This is a genomic window from Bacillus sp. FG16, assembly GCF_057809515.1.
In genome coordinates this window covers 1-21453 of the sequence record NZ_JBMDKC010000077.1, presented here as the reverse complement: position 1 = coordinate 21453, position 21453 = coordinate 1, and the positions used below count along the sequence as shown (strand labels likewise).

The 21453-nt window shown below is 36.6% G+C and carries 23 protein-coding genes and 1 pseudogene; 22 read left to right on the top strand and 2 right to left on the bottom strand.

Annotated features, from left to right (window positions below; translation table 11 throughout):
* Window positions 1-54 precede the first annotated feature (54 nt).
* The 7 genes and pseudogenes from ACODS7_RS23180 to ACODS7_RS23150 all read left to right on the top strand — a co-directional run bounded on the left by ACODS7_RS23180 (window position 55) and on the right by ACODS7_RS23150 (window position 6969).
* Window positions 55-696 (top strand): O-methyltransferase, encoded by a 642-nt coding sequence (locus ACODS7_RS23180; RefSeq protein WP_000389102.1) that lies wholly within the window; start codon window positions 55-57, stop codon window positions 694-696.
* A 7-nt stretch (window positions 697-703) separates the two neighbouring features.
* Entirely contained in the window at window positions 704-1633 is a 930-nt protein-coding gene (locus ACODS7_RS23175) for a peptidase U32 family protein (protein ID WP_016080217.1), read from the top strand.
* Between the two features lie 18 nt (window positions 1634-1651).
* Complete coding sequence (locus ACODS7_RS23170; RefSeq protein WP_000217961.1) at window positions 1652-2932, top strand: peptidase U32 family protein; 1281 nt, start codon at window positions 1652-1654, stop codon at window positions 2930-2932.
* Between the two features lie 17 nt (window positions 2933-2949).
* Entirely contained in the window at window positions 2950-3588 is a 639-nt protein-coding gene (gene udk, locus ACODS7_RS23165; RefSeq protein ID WP_000537080.1) for a uridine kinase, read from the top strand.
* A 278-nt stretch (window positions 3589-3866) separates the two neighbouring features.
* A complete protein-coding gene (gene greA, locus ACODS7_RS23160) occupies window positions 3867-4343 on the top strand; it encodes a transcription elongation factor GreA (protein WP_080117279.1) in 477 nt (158 codons plus the stop codon).
* 93 nt (window positions 4344-4436) lie between these two features.
* Window positions 4437-6190, top strand: a pseudogene (locus ACODS7_RS23155) (peptidoglycan D,D-transpeptidase FtsI family protein).
* Window positions 6191-6306: 116 nt separating this feature from the next.
* Window positions 6307-6969: a YrrS family protein gene (locus ACODS7_RS23150; protein WP_016080220.1), complete on the top strand. Its 663-nt coding sequence runs from the start codon at window positions 6307-6309 to the stop codon at window positions 6967-6969.
* Window positions 6970-7006: 37 nt separating this feature from the next.
* Here the strand turns inward: ACODS7_RS23150 and ACODS7_RS23145 are convergent, their stop codons facing one another.
* Window positions 7007-7222 carry a YrzA family protein gene (locus ACODS7_RS23145; RefSeq protein ID WP_000010979.1) on the bottom strand — a complete coding sequence of 72 codons (216 nt, stop codon included), beginning with the start codon at window positions 7220-7222 and terminating at the stop codon, window positions 7007-7009.
* Window positions 7223-7358: 136 nt separating this feature from the next.
* Between ACODS7_RS23145 and ACODS7_RS23140 the strand changes: the two genes are divergently transcribed.
* The 13 genes from ACODS7_RS23140 (at window position 7359) to ACODS7_RS23080 (ending at window position 19367) form a co-directional block, all read left to right on the top strand.
* A complete protein-coding gene (locus tag ACODS7_RS23140; RefSeq protein ID WP_043938439.1) occupies window positions 7359-7997 on the top strand; it encodes a class I SAM-dependent methyltransferase in 639 nt (212 codons plus the stop codon).
* 14 nt (window positions 7998-8011) lie between these two features.
* Complete coding sequence (gene mtnN, locus ACODS7_RS23135) at window positions 8012-8707, top strand: 5'-methylthioadenosine/S-adenosylhomocysteine nucleosidase (protein WP_029443343.1); 696 nt, start codon at window positions 8012-8014, stop codon at window positions 8705-8707.
* An 82-nt stretch (window positions 8708-8789) separates the two neighbouring features.
* Window positions 8790-9713, top strand: coding sequence for an O-acetylserine dependent cystathionine beta-synthase (locus tag ACODS7_RS23130; protein ID WP_001103877.1), 924 nt, complete (start codon window positions 8790-8792; stop codon window positions 9711-9713).
* 3 nt (window positions 9714-9716) lie between these two features.
* Window positions 9717-10850, top strand: a complete 1134-nt coding sequence (locus ACODS7_RS23125; RefSeq protein WP_243168909.1) for a bifunctional cystathionine gamma-lyase/homocysteine desulfhydrase — start codon at window positions 9717-9719, stop codon at window positions 10848-10850.
* Between the two features lie 262 nt (window positions 10851-11112).
* Window positions 11113-13716: a bifunctional acetaldehyde-CoA/alcohol dehydrogenase gene (gene adhE / locus ACODS7_RS23120; RefSeq protein ID WP_048563805.1), complete on the top strand. Its 2604-nt coding sequence runs from the start codon at window positions 11113-11115 to the stop codon at window positions 13714-13716.
* A 126-nt stretch (window positions 13717-13842) separates the two neighbouring features.
* Window positions 13843-14070, top strand: coding sequence for a YrhC family protein (locus tag ACODS7_RS23115; RefSeq protein WP_048563806.1), 228 nt, complete (start codon window positions 13843-13845; stop codon window positions 14068-14070).
* A gap of 157 nt (window positions 14071-14227) precedes the next feature.
* The gene (locus tag ACODS7_RS23110; protein ID WP_016080223.1) at window positions 14228-15175 is read left to right on the top strand and encodes an ABC transporter substrate-binding protein; all 948 of its coding nucleotides are present in this window, start codon (window positions 14228-14230) and stop codon (window positions 15173-15175) included.
* A gap of 5 nt (window positions 15176-15180) precedes the next feature.
* Window positions 15181-16209 carry a FecCD family ABC transporter permease gene (locus ACODS7_RS23105; RefSeq protein ID WP_002082127.1) on the top strand — a complete coding sequence of 343 codons (1029 nt, stop codon included), beginning with the start codon at window positions 15181-15183 and terminating at the stop codon, window positions 16207-16209.
* Window positions 16196-17014, top strand: a complete 819-nt coding sequence (locus ACODS7_RS23100; RefSeq protein WP_016080224.1) for an ABC transporter ATP-binding protein — start codon at window positions 16196-16198, stop codon at window positions 17012-17014. Before ACODS7_RS23105 ends, ACODS7_RS23100 begins: the two co-directional genes overlap by 14 nt.
* Window positions 16981-17376 (top strand): ankyrin repeat domain-containing protein, encoded by a 396-nt coding sequence (locus ACODS7_RS23095; RefSeq protein WP_029443341.1) that lies wholly within the window; start codon window positions 16981-16983, stop codon window positions 17374-17376. The genes ACODS7_RS23100 and ACODS7_RS23095 overlap by 34 nt, the downstream gene beginning before the upstream one ends.
* 386 nt (window positions 17377-17762) lie before the next feature.
* Window positions 17763-18341, top strand: coding sequence for a GNAT family N-acetyltransferase (locus tag ACODS7_RS23090; protein WP_141542485.1), 579 nt, complete (start codon window positions 17763-17765; stop codon window positions 18339-18341).
* A gap of 70 nt (window positions 18342-18411) precedes the next feature.
* Complete coding sequence (locus ACODS7_RS23085) at window positions 18412-18870, top strand: GNAT family N-acetyltransferase (RefSeq protein WP_000276126.1); 459 nt, start codon at window positions 18412-18414, stop codon at window positions 18868-18870.
* Window positions 18871-18989: 119 nt separating this feature from the next.
* Window positions 18990-19367, top strand: a complete 378-nt coding sequence (locus ACODS7_RS23080) for a hotdog family protein (RefSeq protein ID WP_016080227.1) — start codon at window positions 18990-18992, stop codon at window positions 19365-19367.
* 36 nt (window positions 19368-19403) lie between these two features.
* Here ACODS7_RS23080 and ACODS7_RS23075 read toward each other — a convergent pair whose 3' ends face one another.
* A complete protein-coding gene (locus tag ACODS7_RS23075; RefSeq protein WP_001020693.1) occupies window positions 19404-19949 on the bottom strand; it encodes a helix-turn-helix domain-containing protein in 546 nt (181 codons plus the stop codon).
* A gap of 156 nt (window positions 19950-20105) precedes the next feature.
* Here ACODS7_RS23075 and ACODS7_RS23070 point away from each other — a divergent pair, with 156 nt between their 5' ends.
* Entirely contained in the window at window positions 20106-20510 is a 405-nt protein-coding gene (locus ACODS7_RS23070) for a DoxX family protein (RefSeq protein WP_001071553.1), read from the top strand.
* Between the two features lie 21 nt (window positions 20511-20531).
* The gene (locus ACODS7_RS23065; protein WP_016080228.1) at window positions 20532-21389 is read left to right on the top strand and encodes a VOC family protein; all 858 of its coding nucleotides are present in this window, start codon (window positions 20532-20534) and stop codon (window positions 21387-21389) included.
* The last annotated feature ends 64 nt before the right edge of the window (window positions 21390-21453 follow it).

Genomic DNA, 21453 nt, shown 5'->3' with positions numbered 1-21453 from the left:
TGTGGGAAAAGACGTCATAGAGGCACTTCTCCATGTAAATAAGGAGGACCATTTATGGAGGATGCAGTTAACGAGTACCTATTATCATTTATTGATCCGAAAGATAAATTAATTCTTGAAATGGAAGAATATGCAACAGAAAATCATGTGCCGATTATGGATCGACTTGGAATGGAATTTATGCTGCAATTTTTACGTTTAATTGGACCGAAAAGCATTTTAGAACTTGGAACAGCAATCGGTTATTCTAGTATTCGTATGATGCAAGCTATTCCAAATTCACGTATTGTGACAGTTGAGCGCAATCGTGAGCGATATGAAAAAGCACTTGAATATATAGAACGTTCCCCAGTAACAGATCGTATTTCAGTTATTTACGGTGATGCGTTAGAGACAGGTGAACAAGTAAAAGAACACGGGACATTTGACGTTATTTTTATTGATGCAGCAAAAGGACAGTATCGTCGCTTTTTTGACTTATATGAACCGTTATTAAATCCTGGTGGCGTAATTATTTCAGATAATGTTATGTACCATGGTCTTGTAACGACAAAAGAGAAAATTGAAAACAGACGTACACGTGGTTTAATCCGTCGTATTAAGACGTACAATGAGTGGCTTATGAACCATGAAGGATATGATACAACGATTTTCCCAATTGGTGATGGAGTAGCTGTTAGTAAAAAGAGAGGGTGACCAAGGTATGAAGAAACCTGAATTGTTAGTAACGCCAAGAGCGGTGGCGGATATCGAACTTCTTGCGAAAGCAGGAGCAGATGCGGTAATGATCGGTGAGCAAAAGTTTGGTTTACGTTTAGCAGGGGAGTTTTCACGTGAAGATGTAAAACAAACTGTGAAGATTGCGCATGAAAATGGTGTGAAAGTATACGTAGCAATGAACGCTATGTTCCACAACGATAAAGTAGAAGAATTAACAGATTACGTTTCATTTTTAAATGAAGTAAATGTAGATGCAATTGTTTTCGGAGATCCAGCAGTATTAATGGCTGTTCGCGAAGTAGCGTCAAATATGCAGTTGCACTGGAATACAGAAACGACAGCAACAAACTGGTTCACTTGTAATTACTGGGGACAAAGAGGAGCGAAGCGTGCTGTATTAGCTCGTGAGCTGAGCTTAGATGAAATTGTTGATTTAAAAGAAAATGCTGAAGTGGAACTAGAAGTACAAATTCACGGTATGACTTGTATGTTCCAATCGAAGCGTTCATTAGTAGGAAACTACTTCGAGTATCAAGGACGTAATCTTGACATTGAAAAGAAAAAATATGAAGAGAATATGTTCTTATATGACCCAGAGCGTAACAATAAATATCCAATTTATGAAGATGAAAATGGTACTCACATTATGAGTCCGAACGATATTTGTTTCATCGATGAATTAGAGGAACTAATCGAAGCTGAAGTTGACAGCTTAAAAATCGATGGTGTACTAAAAAGCTCTGAATACATTATTGAAGTAACGAAGAAATATCGTCAAGCGATTGATTTATGTGTGGAAGATCGTGATGCATATTATGACGTGAAAGATGCTCTATATAAAGAAATAGAAGAAATGCAACCAGTAAATCGTCCGTTAGACACAGGATTCTTCTTTAAAGAAACGGTTTACTAAACGAGGAGGGTGTAGGAAATGACTGTACAAGAAATTTCACGAGTAATCGATGGCAAGCGCGTTATTGTGAAGAAACCTGAACTGTTAATCCCTGCGGGTAACTTAGAAAAATTAAAAGTAGCTATCCATTATGGGGCAGATGCTGTATATTTAGGTGGACAAGAATTTGGTCTTCGTTCGAATGCAGGTAACTTTACGCTGGAAGATATGGCAGAAGGCGTTGAATTTGCAAAGAAATATGGAGCGAAAATATATGTAACAACAAATATTTTCGCACATAATGAAAATATGGACGGGCTAGAGGAATATTTAAAAGGGATTGAAAAAGCTGGCGTAACGGGAATTATCGTTGCCGATCCGCTTATTATTGAGACGTGTAAACGTGTAGCGCCTTCTGTTGAGGTGCATTTGAGCACACAGCAATCACTATCCAACTGGAAAGCAGCACAGTATTGGAAAGAAGAAGGTTTACACCGTCTTGTATTAGCTCGTGAAGCAAGCTATGAAGAAATGAAAGAAATTAAAGACAAAGTGGATATTGAAATTGAAGCATTCGTCCATGGTGCAATGTGTATCGCATATTCAGGAAGATGTACATTAAGTAACCATATGACAGCGCGTGACTCTAATCGTGGCGGTTGTTGCCAATCTTGCCGCTGGGATTATGATTTAGTTCAAACAGTATCACAACATAAAGATGCAAAAGAGCTTCCTCTATTCCAAGAAGAAGATGCTCACTTTGCGATGAGTCCAAAAGATTTAAATTTAATTTTATCAATTCCGAAAATGATTGAAATTGGAATCGATAGTTTAAAGGTAGAAGGACGTATGAAATCAATCCATTACGTAGCGACTGTAGCAACTGTATATCGTAAAGTAATTGATGCTTATTGTGCGGATCCGGATAACTTTGAGTTTAAACAAGAATGGTTAGATGAGCTTGATAAATGTGCAAATCGTGATACAGCTCCTGCATTCTTTGAAGGGGTTCCAGGACATCAAGAGCAAATGTTTGGAAATCATAGTAAGAAAACAACGTATGATTTTGCTGGTTTAGTGTTAGATTATAATGAAGAAACGGGCATCGTAACGCTTGAGCAACGTAATCATTTCAAACCAGGACATGAAGTGGAGTTCTTTGGACCAGAAATAGAAAACTTTACGCAGACGGTGGAGAAAATTTGGGATGAGGATGGAAACGAATTAGATGCAGCGAGACATCCGTTGCAAATCGTGAAATTCAAAGTGGATCAACCAGTGTATGTGAATAATATGATGCGCAAAAGCATACTTCAATAAGAAAGAGTGGTAGTCGAATGGGGACGAATAAGCCTGTTGTAATTGGAATCGCTGGTGGTTCAGGATCAGGAAAAACAAGTGTAACGAAAGCGATTTTTGACCATTTTAAAGGTCATTCCATTTTAATCTTGGAGCAAGATTATTATTACAAAGATCAAAGCCATTTACCAATGGAAGAGCGTTTAAAAACAAATTATGATCATCCGCTTGCGTTTGATAATGATCTGTTAATTGAACATTTGCAGCAGTTGCTTGCATATGAGCAAATTGATAAGCCTGTATATGACTATACATTGCATACGCGTTCAGAAGAAATTATTCCAGTTGAGCCGAAAGATGTAATTATTTTAGAAGGGATTCTTATTTTAGAAGACCCACGTCTCTGTGAGTTGATGGACATTAAGTTATTCGTTGATACAGATGCTGACCTTCGTATTCTGCGCCGCATGCAGCGTGATATTAAAGAGCGCGGTCGTACGATGGATTCAGTTATTGATCAGTACGTAACTGTTGTACGTCCAATGCACAATCAATTTATTGAGCCTTCTAAGAAATTTGCGGATATTATTATCCCTGAAGGTGGACAAAACCATGTTGCAATTGATATTATGGTGACAAAAATTGCAACAATTCTTGAACAAAAAGTAAATTTGTAATAGCATAGTAAAAGATGTACGGTAGGAAGGGATTTTTTCCCTTCCCATCGAATACAATGAAACATGCAACCTCATCTATATATAGGTGAGGGCATATTTATATCAACTTTCCATACATATCTTCTTTATATAAAGAAGAATTGGAAATACGGGGTTGTATGTGACAACTCCGCTAGTGCAAGGGTACTAGAAACCTCCGCTAACAATGGAAGCGGAGGAGTTTTCATATGGAACTCCTCTTTTTTTCGGGGGATTGGTATATAAAAGGAGTGGAAAATATGTCAACAGAAAAAACATACCCTATGACGCAAGAGGGTAAGCAAAAACTAGAGAACGAACTTGAGCAATTAAAAACAGTAAAACGTAAAGAAGTAGTAGAACGTATTAAAATCGCACGTAGCTTCGGGGATCTTTCTGAGAACTCTGAGTACGATGCAGCAAAAGATGAGCAAGCGTTCGTAGAAGGACGTATTACACAATTAGAAAATATGATTCGTAACGCAGTTATCATTAAAGATAATGGCGAAGTATCTACTGTTGTTACATTAGGTAAAACAGTAACATTTAAAGAATTACCAAACGGAGATGAAGAAGCGTACACAATCGTAGGTAGCGCGGAAGCTGATCCATTTGAAGGAAGAATTTCTAACGATTCTCCAATCGCAAAAAGCTTATTAGGTAAGCAAATTGGTGAGAAAGTAACAATCCAAACACCAGGCGGAGAAATGCAAGTAGAGATTGTCTCTGTAAAATAATAAAAAAATCACTCGTGTAAAAACGAGTGATTTTTTTATTTGTATAAAAGATGAAACACTCCGTCCAAACTATAATAGACGAGGTGTTTTTTTATGAAAATAAAACGGAGAATTACAATTGTTTTAATTTGTTTTATGGGCATTATGTTTTTATTGCTTTGTCGTTTAATTCAAATCCAAATTATAGATACAGAATCATTTACTGATCGCAAAATAAATTTAATTGAAAAAAGTGTTACGCAACGTACGCAATCCATTGCAGTAGACGATGGGCGTGGGCAGTTTATAGATCGTCATGGTAAAGAAATAGGTGAGGAAAAGTATCCTGTTTTAATTGTTTTTCCATTTTTACAAATAAAAAATGACATGTTAGAGAAAATCGCGCATATCATTGGTGTGTCGAGACAAGAGATCAGAAGACAAATGAAAAATAAAAAAAATGCATTTATACTGCAAGGGGAAACTGTTCCATTTCGAGTGACACGAGAGCAGATGGAGAAGGTAAATCAATTACATGTATTAGGTATTGTAGCAGCTGAAGTACGATTAAAACAAACTGGAGAGATAAATCATTTAATTGGTGATGTAGGGGAGAACGAAAGAGAATTTCAAAATCGATATGGAGAAGTGAAAAAAATTTCAAAACAAACGCCGATAGGTATTTCAGGATTGCAGCAATCATTTGATGAATTTTTATTGACTGATGGAGAGGCAAAAGTATTGTATCAAGTAGATCGGCAAGGAGAACCGATTTTTGGAAATCAAGCGAAATATACTTCACCAGGAAATCCATTTTACCCAGTTAGGATTCAAACTACTTTACATAAAGGATTGCAGCAAAAAGCAGAAGAAGTGATTGAAGCAAACGAAATAAAGAAGGGGGGATTAGTATTACTTGATGTAAAGACAAATGAAATATTAGCGATGGTCAGTAAACCGTCTTTACAAGTAAGAGATAAGAATTTATATAAGACTACACTTGAAAATCAAATGTTAACGCCACATTTTCCAGGCTCTGTTTTTAAAACAGTAGTTGCAGCGGCAGTCATTGATCAAAAAGTGAATTTGTTTAATCGGACATTTAACTGTAATAAAGATTTATATGGTGAAAACGACCCACAAGTTATGATGGGTACGCTTAACTTCAAAGAGAGCTTTGCTAGGAGCTGTAATCGGACATTTTCTGAGTTAGGTAACGAGCTATTACAAAAGGATAGGACGGTGCTAGAAACATACGTAGCAGCTTTAGGAGCAAATGAAAAGGTTGGATGGAAAGGTTCGGTATTTCATACACCTCATTTTGAGCAAATGCCAGAAGAGAAAGGCACTACTATTTGGGGGAATGAAGAAAATAAAAATAGTAAAAAAGCGGTAGAGCAAACAGCGATTGGACAGAAAGATGTACGTATATCACCTCTAGCAATTGCAAATATGATGGCGACGATTGCGAGAAATGGAGAAAAATGGAAGTGAAAGCTGTTGAAAAAATAGTATATAAAAATGGAGCGGATTTTTTTACATTTGAGAACCATACGTTACATGGAAAAAAGCTTTCGTATGAAACAGTGAAAACATTACAAGAGTTATTAAGAGGTGTTGTAACAAGGGAGAAAGGTACAGGAACGGCATTCCGCTCGTTGCCGCTCAGTGTCGCTGGAAAATCCGGAACAGCGCAAACAGGGAAAGAGACGAGGGTGAATCGCTGGTTTGCAGGTTACTTTCCGTATGAGAATCCAAGATATGCTTTAGTTGTTGTTGATCTAGAGACAGATAGCAAAGTGAATAAAGTTACACCTATTTTTAAAGATATGGTAGGAGCAATCTATCAATTGGAGAATGAAAAGTAATCTTGCAATTTATAGTGAATTGTTTTCATTTCATGAAAATATCATTGTAAATGTTCAACCTTTCTAGATTTAATGTTACAATAGCAATTAGGAAAAACTGCATGGAGGTTTGGAGAATGGCAGGAGGATCAAGATTCCAACAGAAACAACAAAAACGTCGTCAAAACGGTGTTTTAAATATTGCAATCGCTATTGTGTTACTATTAGTAGCTATTGTAGCATATCAATTGTTCGTTCCTAATACGAAAGAGCAAGCATCTTCTAGTGATAAGAAAGTCTCTCAACAAACAACAAAGAATGAGAAAGCTGGAAAATCAGAAGATAAAGCATCTGCTAAGAAAAAAGAAAAAGAGCAAGAGCAAGCAGAAGCTAAGCAAAAAGCTGAAGAAGAGAAGTTAAAGGCTGAGGAAGAAAAGAAAAAAGCTGAAGAAGAAGCGAAAGCTAACGAGAAAGTATCAGCTGAAAAAACTGTATCCAAGGCAAAAGAGGCTTATACAAAACCTTCTTGGAAAGCTGTAGGGACAGAACAAGGTTCATCACCAGCGATGACGTTTAAACAGGGGTCATCAGATTGGAATGAGATGCAAAGTGCAATTGCTGCAGGTATTGAAGTACCGAAGGAGCAATTAGTATTCCATTTTGTTGGAAGAGACAAAACTGGAAAGAGCAAAGCTTATGGTGACGTTCAAGATAAGCAAAGTGGAAAAAGATATTACGTAAATATTGATTGGGTAGATAATGAGGGCTGGAAACCAGTACTTGTTCAAACTCTAAACTAAAAAAAGAGAAGCTCCTTAGGAGCTTCTCTTTTTTTAGTTAACGCAATTTCTTTAATTTAAAATGAACAACCGCGCTATAATACGGTCTTTTGCTTTCAGGATCCATAACCATTTGATGTGAGATGTGATGAACTTCAAGCATAAGTGCTTTATTATTATCGATTTGTTCACTAATTTTTCGTTCTAAAGAAGCTAAGTCTCCCGCTTCAAAAAATTCTATTTTATCTTCTAACATTTCAAAGGTAAATGACATGAAGACGGCCCCTCTCCTATGTAATCAACTATAGTGTAACAAAGAAAAGAAGGAAATACCATGTACATTTCAATTGACATTTTTAGAAAGAGGGAATATCATACTGATAAAACCGATAAGAAAAAGGGGAATTTTTATGGGCACAGAATTTAATGGTTTATTTGATGAGTGGGCTCATACGTACGACTCATTCGTACAAGGCGAAGATATACAATATAAAGAAGTTTTCGCCCATTATGAGGATATTCTAGAGGATGTAGTTAACAAGTCATTTGGTAATGTATTAGAATTTGGTGTCGGTACAGGTAATTTAACAAATAAATTATTACTTGCTGGCCGCACAGTTTACGGTATAGAACCGTCGCGTGAAATGCGTATGATTGCAAAAGAGAAATTGCCAAAAGAATTTTCGATTACAGAAGGTGATTTTCTGTCGTTTGAAGTCCAAAATTCAATTGATACCATTGTTAGCACCTATGCATTTCATCATTTAACAGATGATGAAAAAAATGTAGCGGTTGCGAAGTATAGTCAATTGCTAAACAAAGGTGGTAAAATAGTGTTTGCTGATACGATATTTGCAGATCAAGATGCATATGATAAAACTGTTGAAACAGCAAAACAAAGAGGTTTTCACCAGTTAGCAAACGATTTGCAAACGGAATACTATACACGTATTCCAGTTATGCAGACTATTTTTGAAAACAATGGCTTCCATGTAACGTTTACGAGATTAAATCATTTCGTTTGGGTAATGGAGGCAACTAAGCAATAGAAAGAGGGATTAGATTGAGAATTGCTGTAATTGGAGCAATGGAAGAAGAAGTACGTATTTTACGTGACAAATTAGAACAAGCAGAAACAGAAACGGTTGCAGGTTGTGAATTTACGAAAGGACTATTAGCAGGACATGAAGTAATCTTGTTAAAGTCTGGTATTGGTAAAGTAAATGCAGCGATGTCAACGACAATTTTATTAGAAAAGTATAAACCTGAAAAAGTAATTAATACTGGTTCAGCTGGTGGATTCCATCATTCTCTAAACGTTGGTGATGTAGTTATTTCCACTGAAGTTCGTCATCATGACGTAGATGTAACAGTATTTAACTATGAATATGGTCAAGTACCAGGAATGCCGCCTGGATTTAAAGCTGATGAGGCGTTAGTTGCATTAGCTGAGAAATGTATGCAAGCTGAAGAAAATATTCAAGTTGTAAAAGGTATGATTGCAACAGGTGATTCATTTATGAGTGATCCGAACCGCGTTGCAGCCATCCGTGATAAATTTGAAAATCTTTATGCGGTAGAAATGGAAGCAGCAGCTGTTGCACAAGTATGCCACCAATATGAAGTTCCGTTTGTTATCATTCGCGCACTTTCTGATATTGCTGGTAAAGAATCAAATGTTTCATTTGATCAGTTTTTAGATCAAGCAGCTCTTCATTCTACAAACTTTATCGTAAAAGTGTTAGAAGAGTTAAAGTAATGTAACAAAAAGGCAACTGTCTCATATAAAGAAAATACATACAGTTGCCTTTTCTTTATTGGCAAACAAGGGGGAGAACACGATGAATGTATATCGTGGAGTTCATGAGTTAATCGGTCATACACCAATTGTAGAAATTACTCGTTTTTCACTTCCGAAAGGGGTCCGTTTATTTGCAAAACTTGAATTTTATAACCCAGGCGGAAGCGTTAAGGATCGTTTAGGAAGAGAATTAATCGAAGATGCGCTAGAAAAAGGGCTTGTTACCCAGGGTGGAACAATTATTGAACCGACTGCTGGGAATACTGGTATTGGACTGGCACTTGCAGCGTTAGAACATGATTTGCGCGTTATTGTTTGTGTACCAGAGAAATTTAGTATTGAAAAACAAGAATTAATGAAAGCGCTAGGTGCAACGGTCGTGCATACACCGACTGAGCAAGGAATGACCGGTGCAATTGCAAAAGCAAAAGAGTTAGTAAATGAAATACCGAATTCATACTCTCCAAGTCAATTTGCAAATGAGGCAAATCCTCGTGCATACTTTAAAACGTTAGGCCCTGAACTGTGGGATGCATTGAATGGAGAGATTAACATATTTGTTGCTGGAGCAGGAACTGGCGGTACTTTTATGGGGACTGCATCTTATTTGAAAGAAAAAAATATAGATATTAAAACAGTTATCGTAGAGCCAGAAGGATCTATTTTAAATGGTGGTAAGGCTGGTTCACATGAGACCGAAGGAATTGGATTGGAATTTATCCCGCCATTTTTGAAGACATCTTATTTTGATGAAATTCATACGATTTCTGATCGAAATGCATTTTTAAGAGTGAAAGAATTAGCGCAAAAAGAAGGACTTCTCGTTGGAAGCTCTTCAGGAGCAGCATTTCATGCGAGCTTACTTGAGGCAGAGAAGGCAGCGCCAGGTACAAATATTGTAACAATTTTTCCTGATAGCAGTGAGCGCTATTTAAGTAAAGACATATACAAAGGATGGGAATAAAAAATGAGAGCAAAGACAAAGTTAATTCATGGTATTCGCATAGGAGAACCTTCAACTGGATCTGTAAACGTACCGATCTATCAAACAAGTACGTACAAACAAGAAGCAGTTGGTAAGCATCAAGGATATGAATATTCACGTACAGGTAACCCAACACGTGCAGCTTTAGAAGAAATGATTGCTGTATTAGAAAATGGGCATGCTGGATTTGCATTTGGTTCTGGAATGGCTACTATTACAGCGACAATTATGTTGTTCTCAAAAGGTGACCACGTTATTTTAACAGATGATGTTTATGGTGGAACGTATCGTGTTATTACAAAAGTATTAAACCGCTTCGGTATTGAACATACATTTGTAGACACAACAAACTTAGAGGAAGTTGTAGAAGCAATTCGTCCAAATACGAAAGCAATCTATGTGGAAACACCAACGAATCCATTACTAAAAATTACTGATATTAAGAAAATATCTACTCTTGCTAAAGAGAAAGATTTATTAACAATTATTGATAATACATTCATGACGCCATATTGGCAGTCGCCGATTTCTTTAGGAGCAGACATTGTACTTCACAGTGCAACGAAATATTTAGGAGGTCATAGTGACGTAGTTGCAGGTCTAGTAGTGGTAAATAGCCCACAACTAGCAGAAGACCTTCACTTTGTACAAAACTCAACAGGAGGTATTCTGGGACCACAAGATAGCTTCTTACTACTTCGCGGTTTAAAAACATTAGGAATTCGTATGGAAGAACATGAAACGAATTCACGCGCTATTGCTGAATTCTTAAATAATCATCCAAAAGTAAATAAAGTATATTACCCAGGTCTTGAATCACATCAAAACCACGAATTAGCAACAGAACAAGCAAATGGATTTGGTGCTATTATCTCGTTTGATGTAGATAGTGAGGAAACATTAAATAAAGTACTTGAGAAACTGCAATACTTTACACTTGCTGAAAGCTTAGGAGCAGTAGAAAGTTTAATTTCTATCCCATCTCAAATGACACATGCATCAATCCCAGCAGATCGCCGTAAAGAATTAGGAATTACAGATACATTAATTCGTATTTCTGTCGGTATTGAAGATGGTGAAGATTTAATTGAAGATTTAGCACAAGCGCTAGCGTAATAAAAAATGCACTGCTAATGTGGAGCAGTGCATTTTTATTATGTTAATTTGTGAAATATTTCACAAATTAGACATACACAAATGAAATGATTTCATGTATATTGAATTCATGAAATGTTATTCACGAGTAAACTTGTGAAATGTTTCACAAACGATGGGATTCATGTAGGACGGTAACTCTATTTTTTTTTCGCTAATCGGGACTTATTATGACCTATAGGGACTTATAAAGACCGTGATAACAGAATAGGAGGAAATTTACATGGTAGTCAAAGAGAAAGTTGTAAATGAAATGCAAGAGGTAAAAGAGATGATTGATACGTTAGTAAATAACGGTCAACAAGCTTTACAAGCATTAGAAAGTTTTACACAAGAGCAGATTGACAACATTGTTCATGAAATGGCATTAGCAGGTGTTGATCAACATATGCCACTTGCAAAATTGGCTGTTGAAGAAACAGGCCGTGGTGTCTATGAAGACAAATGCATTAAAAATATTTTTGCCACTGAATATATTTGGCATAGTATAAAGCAAGATAAAACGGTAGGAATTATTCACGAAGATCCTCATGAAGAAATAATAGAAATTGCAGAACCTGTCGGTGTAGTAGCTGGGGTAACACCAGTAACGAATCCAACGTCGACAACAATGTTTAAAGCGTTGATTGCGATAAAAACGAGAAATCCAATTATTTTCGCATTTCATCCTTCTGCACAAAATTGTTCGGTGGCAGCAGCGAAAACCGTATATGATGCAGCAATGAAAGCTGGTGCACCAAAACATTGTATTCAATGGATTGAAAGACCGTCTGTCGAAGCGACGAAACAATTAATGAACCATGAGGGTGTGGCACTCGTTCTAGCAACTGGAGGCGCTGGTATGGTGAAATCAGCTTACTCTACTGGAAAACCAGCGCTAGGTGTAGGTCCTGGTAATGTACCGTGTTATATAGAAAAATCAGCACATGTAAAACGAGCTGTTAATGATTTAATTTTATCGAAAACATTTGATAACGGTATGATTTGTGCATCGGAACAAGCAATCATTGTCGATAAAGAAATCTATGATGATGTTAAAACAGAAATGATCGAAAACAATTGTTACTTTGTAACAGAAGAAGAAAGAAAAAAATTAGAAAAGCTCGTTATAAATGAAAATACATGTGCAGTAAATAGTGATATTGTAGGAAAATCAGCACAGTATATTGCCGAATTAGTTGGGATTACTGTTCCTGAACATACAAAAATGCTTGTAGCTGAAATTCAAGGTATCGGAGCAGCATACCCGTTATCTCGTGAGAAACTGAGCCCAGTATTAGCCTGTGTGAAGGCGAATTCATTAGAAAAAGGATTTACATATTGCGAAGAAATGTTGAACCTCGGTGGTTTAGGACATTCAGCAGTTATTCATTCTACAAATAAAGAAGTGCAAAAGCAATTTGGATTACGTATGAAAGCTTGCCGTCTCATTGTAAATGCACCTTCATCACAAGGTGGAATAGGGGATATATATAACGGATTTATTCCATCACTTACACTTGGTTGTGGTTCTTACGGAAAAAATTCAGTTTCCCAAAATGTAACAGCGACTCATTTATTAAATATAAAAAGGCTGGCAAATAGAAAAAAGAATATGCAGTGGTTCAAATTGCCACCAAAAATTTATTTTGAAAAACATGCTACAGCGTATTTAGCAAATATGCCTAACATTTCACGTGCATTTATTGTAACGGATCCTGGAATGGTTGAACATGGCTATGTCGATACAGTCACGCACTATTTAAACAAGCATGCAAATGATGTGAAAATTGAAGTTTTCTTTGAGGTCGAACCAGATCCATCAGATGAAACTGTCTTTAAAGGTGCGGAAATGATGAGAAGCTTTAAGCCAGATGTAATTATCGCACTTGGTGGCGGTTCAGCTATGGATGCAGCAAAAGGAATGTGGTTATTCTATGAGCATCCAGAAACGACATTCTATGGCATTAAACAGAAGTTTTTAGATATAAGAAAACGTACATGTAAATATCCGGAATTAGGAAAAAAGGCGCAGTTTGTTGCGATTCCAACAACATCAGGAACAGGATCAGAAGTGACACCATTTGCGGTTATTACAGATAAGAAAAATAATATAAAGTATCCGCTCGCAGATTATGAATTAACACCAGATGTAGCAATTGTTGATCCGCAATTTGTAATGACAGTACCACCACATGTAACAGCAGATACTGGTATGGATGTTTTAACACATGCAATTGAGGCGTATGTGTCTGTTATGGCAAATGACTATACAGATGGATTAGCATTAAAAGCTATTGATCTCGTATTCAAATATTTACCGAGAGCATATAAAGATGGAAATGATGAAGAAGCACGGGAAAAAATGCATAACGCTTCTGCAATTGCAGGGATGGCATTTGCAAATGCTTTTCTAGGTATTAATCACAGCTTAGCACATAAAATTGGTCCAGAATTCCATATACCACACGGACGTGCAAATGCAATTCTTATGCCGCACGTAGTCCGCTATAATGCTATTAAGCCAAGAAAACACGCATTGTTCCCAAAATATGAGCACTTTGTAGCAGATGAACGCTATGCACATATTGCGAGAATGCTTGGGCTTCCAGCAAGCTCAGTAGCAGAAGGTGTGGAATCACTCGTCAAAGCAATTATTGAGCTTGGAAAAAGCTTAAATATTAATATGAGTATTGCAGGGCAAGGAGTAGATAAAGAGCAATTTGAAGAGGTTGTTGGAGTATTAGCAGAAAGAGCTTTTGAAGATCAATGTACAACTGCTAATCCAAAGTTACCGCTTATTTCAGAGCTGAAAGAAATTTATATGGAAGCATATAAGGGTGAATAATGATTACAAAAGAGCCGCAGTAAAGCGGCTCTTTTTTTGTTGGAAAACATCTCCCAGAATGCCTGTATTTACTGGTCTTTCAGTTTCATAGAATATGATAAAGTGAAATGGAGGAGTGAGAATATAATGAAAGAATTACAAGGGAAAATAGAAGATTATACTAGGTTCGGACAAATTCTTCTCGCTGTAAGTACAGTGTTAATGGTTGGCTTGTTGATTCCGGATGGAGCAAAAGAGACAATCCAATTTTTTGTTATGATGGGGAGCATCGTTATATTTTTAAGTTTATCATTCTTTTTCTTTCAGCGTGTGAAAGTGATGCGTGACCAGTTAGAGGAAAATGAATGTGAATAATATTGTTAACTAGAGCGAGGCGAAAAGAAAGAATCTTTTTGTCGCGCTTTTTGTTTTTTGTAGAAAAATGTATGCGTTTCATGTTGACAATGATAATCCTTATCAATTAAAGTAGAATAGTAGTTAATGATTATCATTATCAATTAGAGGTGAAGGAATGAAAAAGTCTATTACGCTATTTACAGCGATTTTATCTATTTTTTTCTTGTTAATAGGTTGCAGTGCCAAAGGGGACGAAAAAGCGTCTGCAACCAAAACAGAAAAAGGAAAAGAAAAAATCGAAATTACCGACCTGTCAGGGAGAAAGGTAACATTCGATAAAGTACCAGAAAGTTTTGCAACATTAAGTATGGGAGACATGGATATTATTCATGCTTTAGGTGGAAAAGTAGTAGGTCGTCCGGATACGAAATTAACTCTTCCAGAGGAGTTAAAGAAAGCAAAAGTAATCGGGAATGCACATCAACCGAACTTTGAGCAAATTGCTAGTTTAAAGCCCGATGTACTTGTTGCTAACAATGGATTCCAAAAGAATGTGCCAACGGTTGAAGGACAAGGAACGAAAGTAATCATTTCTTCTGCGAATTCTGTACAAGATATTCAAAAGAATATTGAATTATATGGAACAGTAATGAAGAAAGAAGATAAAGCAAAAGAACTTAATCAAAAAATCAATGATCAAATGAAGAAATATGAGAAAAAGAGCGATGTGAAAGCATTGCTAGTGTATGGCGCACCAGGTACTTATTTAGCGGCATTACCAACATCTTTATCAGGTGATGTTTTAGAAAAAACAGGCGGGAAAAATATTGCTTCTGATTTTCCAGAAACGAAAGAATATCCGCAATATGCACAGCTAAGTGTAGAACGTATTATTGAGGCGAATCCAGATGTCATTTATTTAATTACACACGGAGATCCAAAAAGTGTGAAAAAAGCATTCGAAGGCGAAATGATGAAAAATGAAGCGTGGAAAAATTTAGATGCAGTAAAACAAAACCGCGTAGTTATTTTGCCACCTGATTTATTTGGATCTAATCCTGGGACAAAAGTTACAGAAGCAATGGACTTTATGTATAAAAGTATACAAGATGTAAGGAAATGATACGTATGGAAAGTAGTGAAGTAGTAAGAGAAAAGGAACATCCTTTTGCGAAAAAAAGATGGATAATAGCAGTTACTTTAGTTGTATTAACAATTCTAGGCCTCTTTTACGGTCTTTTCGCAGGAAGTTTATCCTTTTCTGTACGAGACATTCTAACAGGTATACAAGATGAAGGTTCGACAGTTCATCGAATTGTATGGGATCTTCGCATACCGAGAGTTCTCGTTGGGTTTATAGTAGGAACATGTTTAGCTGCATCTGGTACACTGTTGCAAGGGGTTATGAGAAACCCTCTTGCAGATCCTGGTATTATTGGGGTTTCATCTGGGGCAGGTCTTGTAGCAATTGTCATCATGATTTTATTCCCACAGCATCTAGCTTTTTTACCACTAGGGGCGTTTTTAGGAGCTTTCATAACAGCAATGGTTATTTATGCTTTATCATGGCAAAAAGGGGCACCACCTTCAAGAATCGTCTTAGTAGGAGTGTCAATCAATGCATTAATTGGTGCAGCAACGTCAGCTTTAATGTTATTACATAGTGACAAAGTACAATCCGTGTTACCGTGGCTAGCGGGCGGCATTGGTGGTGTAAGTTGGGCACATTTAAACATGATTATTTATTATGCAATATTCGCCATTATATTAGCTTTCTTTGGTATTAAGCATATTCGAGTGTTAATGCTTGGAGATGAAATGGCAAAACTATTAGGACATAATGTGGAAAAAAGTCGGTTTTATTTAATCGTAGTAAGTACATTATTAGCTGGAATTGCAGTAAGTGTGTCTGGTCTTATTGGATTTGTCGGTCTTGTCGTACCACATATGCTACGTTTATTAGTTGGAAATGATTATAGATATTTGCTACCTTTATCATGCCTTGGCGGCGGGGTATTACTTGTTTTTGCGGATGCAATAGCTCGAAGTTGGTTTGACCCAATCGAATTGCCTGTTGGTATTTTACTGTCCTTCTTAGGTGGTCCTTTCTTCTTATATTTAATTCATAGAGGAGGAAAACAACGTGATTTCCGTTAACAAAGTGTTTTATGCACACTCTGAAAGATTTCAAATGCAAAATATGAATGTACATATTAAGGCTGGAGAAATCGTTAGTTTAATTGGTCCGAATGGATCGGGAAAATCTACTTTGCTTCGTTTAATAGCAAGGCTACTGAAACAAAGCGAAGGGGACATCATTTTAGATGGGAAAAATATTCATATGATGAAGAGTGCTGATGTAGCGAAGCAATTAGCGATGTTACCACAAATGCATGATCATCAATTAGATTTGACAGTGAAAGAACTAATTGAGTTCGGAAGAGGTCCACATAAATCATGGAGTAGCCGCTTAAATAAAGAAGATGAAGAAATTGTTGATTGGGCATTGTCTGTTACAAATCTTGAAGGGTATGAATATCGTCTTTTACATTCTTTATCAGGAGGGGAACGGCAACGTGCTTGGATTGCGATGACGCTAGCGCAACGTACAAATGTCTTATTATTGGATGAACCAACAACCTTTTTAGATATCGTTCACCAGTTGGAAGTAATGGAACTTGTGAAACGATTAAATGAGGAGTTTGGAATGACGATTATAATGGTTTTACATGACATTAACCAAGCTGCTCAATATAGCGATCGTTTACTTGTATTAAAGCGAGGAAAGATTCAGTATGATGGTATACCAGAAGAAGTACTATGCCATGAAATGTTTCAACATGTATTTGGCATAGATGTAGATATTTTTCAAGGAAATGACAAGCCGTTTTTTACACCGAAACGAATTTCTAAAAGGGGAGAAGAGCGATGCAAACAGAAGAGCGTATTACCACTGAATTAGTAAGAGAATTTGTTATGGCAGCTCACGGGGATTTAGAGAAAGTACAAGAGCTATTGGCTGAATCGCCAAGCTTACTTCACGCCTCTTATAATTGGGGTGGATCAGATTGGGAAAGTGCGTTAGGGGCATCGGCACATGTAGGTCGTAAAGATATTGCTCTTTATTTACTAGAAAAGGGTGCTCGGATGGATATTTTTGCAGCAGCTATGCTTGGTGAATTAGAAATTGTACAAGCTATTTTAGTAGCTCAACCAGAAGCATTGCATGCATCTGGTCCTCATGGTATTTCTCTTCTTCAGCATGCACGAATGGGTGGAGAGAAATCTAAGCGTGTATATGATTATTTAGCAATACTATCTTAATGAATGAAGTTCTTATGTGCGGTAAACTTTTCACTTGAAACAATTGGAAAGTTTACCGCCCGTTAGAACGGGATAAGTATCTAGTATATTTGAAAATCCTACACCCCCCTCAATTGTAGTTTTCTTTATGCTAGTTATGATATGGATGCGGTAGACAATATTTGTCTACTGCTTTTTTTAGGTTTATAAGAATGAAAATTCCGTGTTTTTATGTTGGTTCATTTATCCCGCTATTTTCCAGGCAGTAAGACACCCGCCTAAAAATTCAGCTAAAGTAAAGAAGTTAGACGGGAGATCCACTGCCCGTAAATGCCCGATTGGTGAAGGCTAATAATCAGTGGGGATGAACAAAATTCCCCACTAATTAAAGTTTCACTTTATAATAGATAGTAACATTTCGTATACATACAAAACATGATCGTGAAATTAAGAACAAATTAGTGGAAAGGAGTGCCAGCATGTTTCATACAGAACGTTTACAAATTCGCAAATATACAATGGATGATTTACAGTTCTACGCTTCACTATGGGGGAACGAGAAGGTAATGCGCTATATTGGAAATGGGACGTTAAAAACATATATACAGTGTAAAAAAAGTCTGGAGGAATGGGTGATTCCTAGCTATAAAAACGGTCTCGGTTTATTTGTATTGATTGAAAAGGAAACGGGAACAAGAATTGGTCATGCAGGGCTGATACAGCAGAAGATAGATGGAAAAGAGGAAATTGAAATTGGTTATTGGTTACTTCCTCAGTATTGGGGAAAAGGGTATGCAAAAGAAGCGGCGGCAGCATTTCGTGACTATGGTTTCCAAGCATTACGAATGAATAAATTAATTTCTCTTATTAATCCGAATCATCCGGCCTCAATATTTGTTGCTAGAAAAACAGGGCTCAGCTATGAGAAAACAACGTCATTTCATGGAATCGATGTTCTAGTTTATTCTATTAAGCGTGTTGGATGAAAAAATTACTTTTTTAAAGGTAAATTACATTTTTTGAAGAATGGTATATGAAAATAAAGGGAGGGGTTACATGTACATTTATCATAATGGACTTATTATTCGTGAGGGAACGAGTAGTGTACCAGCATATGCAATTAAAGCTTTGTTTGAAGATGCCGGTTGGAGTAATGATAATATCCCTTCGTGGCAAATTGAAAAATTTACGATAGCATTCGAAAATTCAACATGGGCTTTCACAATTTGGGATGAGGAAGAGATGATTGCGATGGTTAGAGTCATTTCTGATGGAATTATGATCGCGAACATAGTAAATTTAGTTGTGAAGTGTGAATATAGAGGGAAGGGATTAGGTAAGAAGCTTGTAGCTCTTTGCTTGCAAAAACTTCCCCACGGTGATTGGTTTGCACATACATCAGCGAACAATTTTGATTTTTATAGAAGCTGTGGATTTGAAGTTAGAGAGCTATCGAGAAATGGAACATGTGCGTATTATGGATATCAAGTCGCGAAAAGAGATGGTCACCGATAAATGAAGGAAAAGAAAAAATATAGCGAGGTAATTTTGAGACTTTTGATAATAGAGAATGGATTGAGGCTCTTTTTATGATAAAATAAAAGAAAATTCTGTTTATTATTAGGGGGATAAAAATGAGTATAAAAGTTGGGGATGTATTTAAATATGAAAGAAGATTTACTGAGGAAGAAGTTTTTGAATTTGCAAATATTACCGGTGATAAAGGTAGACACCATGTGGAATACGATGAAAACGGAAGATTAATGGTTCATGGTTTATTGACTGCTAGCATTGGGACGAAAGTGGGAGAAGAGTTACATTACATAGCAAGAGAATTAGTAAGTGAGTTTATTAGACCAGTTTTCACAGGAGATACGATCACTTGTGAACTAACGTTAACAAATGTTGAGCAAATGGAAGGTTATAAAAAAGTTTCAATCGAGTCAGTTTATCGCAATCAGGATGAAAAGACAGTACTAGTTGGGACAAGTTATGGAATTATAAGGGGATAAAAAAGAAGCCTGTTTAACAGGCTTCTTTTTTATTATTTAGTAAACACGTTTTCGGTTTTCCGCATAACTAGAGATGAGTAATAATGCAGTTTCTTCTCCTATATTACGAACAATATGAGGAACGCATGCATTCCATGAGAAAGAATCACCTTCTTCTACAATTGCAATATCTTCACCGTGCTGAACTTCTAGTTTTCCGCGTAATACAAGGTGACATTCTTCCCCTTCATGGGCATTTGGTGAGTTTTCTTTCGGGAATCCAGTAGGGATTTCTACTAAAGATAGGCGAAGCCCCCCTTGCTCCGCAACATGTTCAATTCTTTGCTCATCTTTGCCGTATACACTGTATTTCCGTTCTTCTTTTTTGACAATTTTTAATCGATCTTTTTGCTCTAACAATAAATAGGGAAGGGGAACGTTTAAAAAATTGGAGATCGTTTCTAAAGTTGAGATAGATGGTGATGTTTTATTATTTTCAACCTGACTCATAAATCCTTTAGAAAGACCTGTTCCCTCGCAAATTTGTGCGATTGTTATGCCTCTACGTTGACGAATTTCACGTATTGCAGAACCAATATTCATAAAATCAAGCTCCTTTTTGTAAACAACTATTTGTATCATAGCAAAAAAAATATATTTTTTCCCAGTGAAAATGAATTGACGAATAAAAAAAATTAGTGTATGTTTTGTAATGTAAATAAAAGTTTTGTATAAGAAAACTATAAAGGAGAGAATGAAATGAATCAACATATTGGTAACTTAATTATTCGTATCGTGTTAGGGGTAACATTCTTCATGCACGGTTTAACAAAATTCCAATCAGGAATTGACAATATTGCAGGGTGGTTTACAAGCATTGGTTTACCAGGAGGACTTGCATACGGTGTAGCAACGTTTGAATTAGTTGGAGGCCTATTATTAATTCTAGGTTTAGGGGTAAGATATATTGGATTATTATTTGCACTTGTTATGGTTGGAGCAATTGTAAAAGTGAAATGGTCAGCTGGCTTATTGGGAGATGGAAAAAATCCTGGTTTCGAATTAGAACTTGCATTATTAGCAATGGGTGCATACTTATTTGTTGCAAAGGCTGATGGTTTTGTAGATAATTTTTTAAAAGAAAAAATGTCAAAGAAGAACTAATTTAAATGGGGGGCTAACAAGATGAGTTTTCAACTTCATCCCGATACAACACTTGATGTTGTTCATTTATACGTATCTAATGTAAAGAAATCACTAGAGTTTTATACGGAAGTACTAAGTATGAAGGTGCTAAAAGAAGAAGCAGCAGTCGTTACATTTGGGAATGAAAATGATGAACCACTTCTTATCATTGAAGAAAAGAAAGAAGCTTTTCCGAAGCAAAGAGGAAGAACAGGGTTATATCATTACGCAATTTTATTACCAAGTAGACAGGATTTAGCGAATGTTCTTCGTCATCTTGTAGAGATGGTATATCCACTACATGGTGGAGCCGATCATTACTTTAGTGAAGCTCTTTATTTAGCTGATCCAGATGGAAACGGGATTGAAATTTATCATGATCGACAAAAAGAAGTTTGGCGTGATGAGAATGGAGAACTACCATTTGTTAGTAACCCGTTAGCTGGTGAAGAATTATTACAGCAAGGAAGTACATGGAATGGCTTTCCAGCTGGTACTGTGATGGGGCATATTCATTTCCATGTAGCTGATTTAGAGGAAGCTAAACGTTTCTATGTTGATGGTCTTGGTTTTGAAGTAACGATCCCAGCTCGTAATGGAGCGTTGTTCGTATCTGCAGGTGGTTATCATCACCATATCGGTTTAAATACATGGCAAGGTGAAGGGGTACCACCGCAAATGCCAGGTTCTGTTGGTTTAAAATATTTCACAGTTGTACTAGCGAATGAAAAACAAAAAGAGCAAGTATGTGAAAGCTTAAAAAATATTGGCAAGATTGCTACGTACAAAGATGGAATATTACAAGTCGAGGATCCATTTGGACATTGTATCCATTTCAAAATAAAAGGAGAAGCCTAAAAAGGCTTCTCAGGCTGTGGAGAAAGTCTTCTCTACAGCCTGTTTTTGTGTCTGAACCTCTTTT

Excerpts from the sequence above, each read along its gene's own strand:
- ACODS7_RS23180 (WP_000389102.1), top strand. The coding sequence starts at position 55 with ATGGAGGATGCAGTTAACGAGTACCTATTATCATTTATTGATCCGAAA.
- ACODS7_RS23175 (WP_016080217.1), top strand. The coding sequence starts at position 704 with ATGAAGAAACCTGAATTGTTAGTAACGCCAAGAGCGGTGGCGGATATC.
- ACODS7_RS23170 (WP_000217961.1), top strand. The coding sequence starts at position 1,652 with ATGACTGTACAAGAAATTTCACGAGTAATCGATGGCAAGCGCGTTATT.
- udk (WP_000537080.1), top strand. The coding sequence starts at position 2,950 with ATGGGGACGAATAAGCCTGTTGTAATTGGAATCGCTGGTGGTTCAGGA.
- greA (WP_080117279.1), top strand. The coding sequence starts at position 3,867 with ATGTCAACAGAAAAAACATACCCTATGACGCAAGAGGGTAAGCAAAAA.
- ACODS7_RS23150 (WP_016080220.1), top strand. The coding sequence starts at position 6,307 with ATGGCAGGAGGATCAAGATTCCAACAGAAACAACAAAAACGTCGTCAA.
- ACODS7_RS23145 (WP_000010979.1), bottom strand. The coding sequence starts at position 7,222 with ATGTCATTTACCTTTGAAATGTTAGAAGATAAAATAGAATTTTTTGAA.
- ACODS7_RS23140 (WP_043938439.1), top strand. The coding sequence starts at position 7,359 with ATGGGCACAGAATTTAATGGTTTATTTGATGAGTGGGCTCATACGTAC.
- ACODS7_RS23130 (WP_001103877.1), top strand. The coding sequence starts at position 8,790 with ATGAATGTATATCGTGGAGTTCATGAGTTAATCGGTCATACACCAATT.
- ACODS7_RS23125 (WP_243168909.1), top strand. The coding sequence starts at position 9,717 with ATGAGAGCAAAGACAAAGTTAATTCATGGTATTCGCATAGGAGAACCT.
- adhE (WP_048563805.1), top strand. The coding sequence starts at position 11,113 with ATGGTAGTCAAAGAGAAAGTTGTAAATGAAATGCAAGAGGTAAAAGAG.
- ACODS7_RS23115 (WP_048563806.1), top strand. The coding sequence starts at position 13,843 with ATGAAAGAATTACAAGGGAAAATAGAAGATTATACTAGGTTCGGACAA.
- ACODS7_RS23110 (WP_016080223.1), top strand. The coding sequence starts at position 14,228 with ATGAAAAAGTCTATTACGCTATTTACAGCGATTTTATCTATTTTTTTC.
- ACODS7_RS23105 (WP_002082127.1), top strand. The coding sequence starts at position 15,181 with ATGGAAAGTAGTGAAGTAGTAAGAGAAAAGGAACATCCTTTTGCGAAA.
- ACODS7_RS23095 (WP_029443341.1), top strand. The coding sequence starts at position 16,981 with ATGCAAACAGAAGAGCGTATTACCACTGAATTAGTAAGAGAATTTGTT.
- ACODS7_RS23085 (WP_000276126.1), top strand. The coding sequence starts at position 18,412 with ATGTACATTTATCATAATGGACTTATTATTCGTGAGGGAACGAGTAGT.
- ACODS7_RS23080 (WP_016080227.1), top strand. The coding sequence starts at position 18,990 with ATGAGTATAAAAGTTGGGGATGTATTTAAATATGAAAGAAGATTTACT.
- ACODS7_RS23075 (WP_001020693.1), bottom strand. The coding sequence starts at position 19,949 with ATGAATATTGGTTCTGCAATACGTGAAATTCGTCAACGTAGAGGCATA.
- ACODS7_RS23070 (WP_001071553.1), top strand. The coding sequence starts at position 20,106 with ATGAATCAACATATTGGTAACTTAATTATTCGTATCGTGTTAGGGGTA.
- ACODS7_RS23065 (WP_016080228.1), top strand. The coding sequence starts at position 20,532 with ATGAGTTTTCAACTTCATCCCGATACAACACTTGATGTTGTTCATTTA.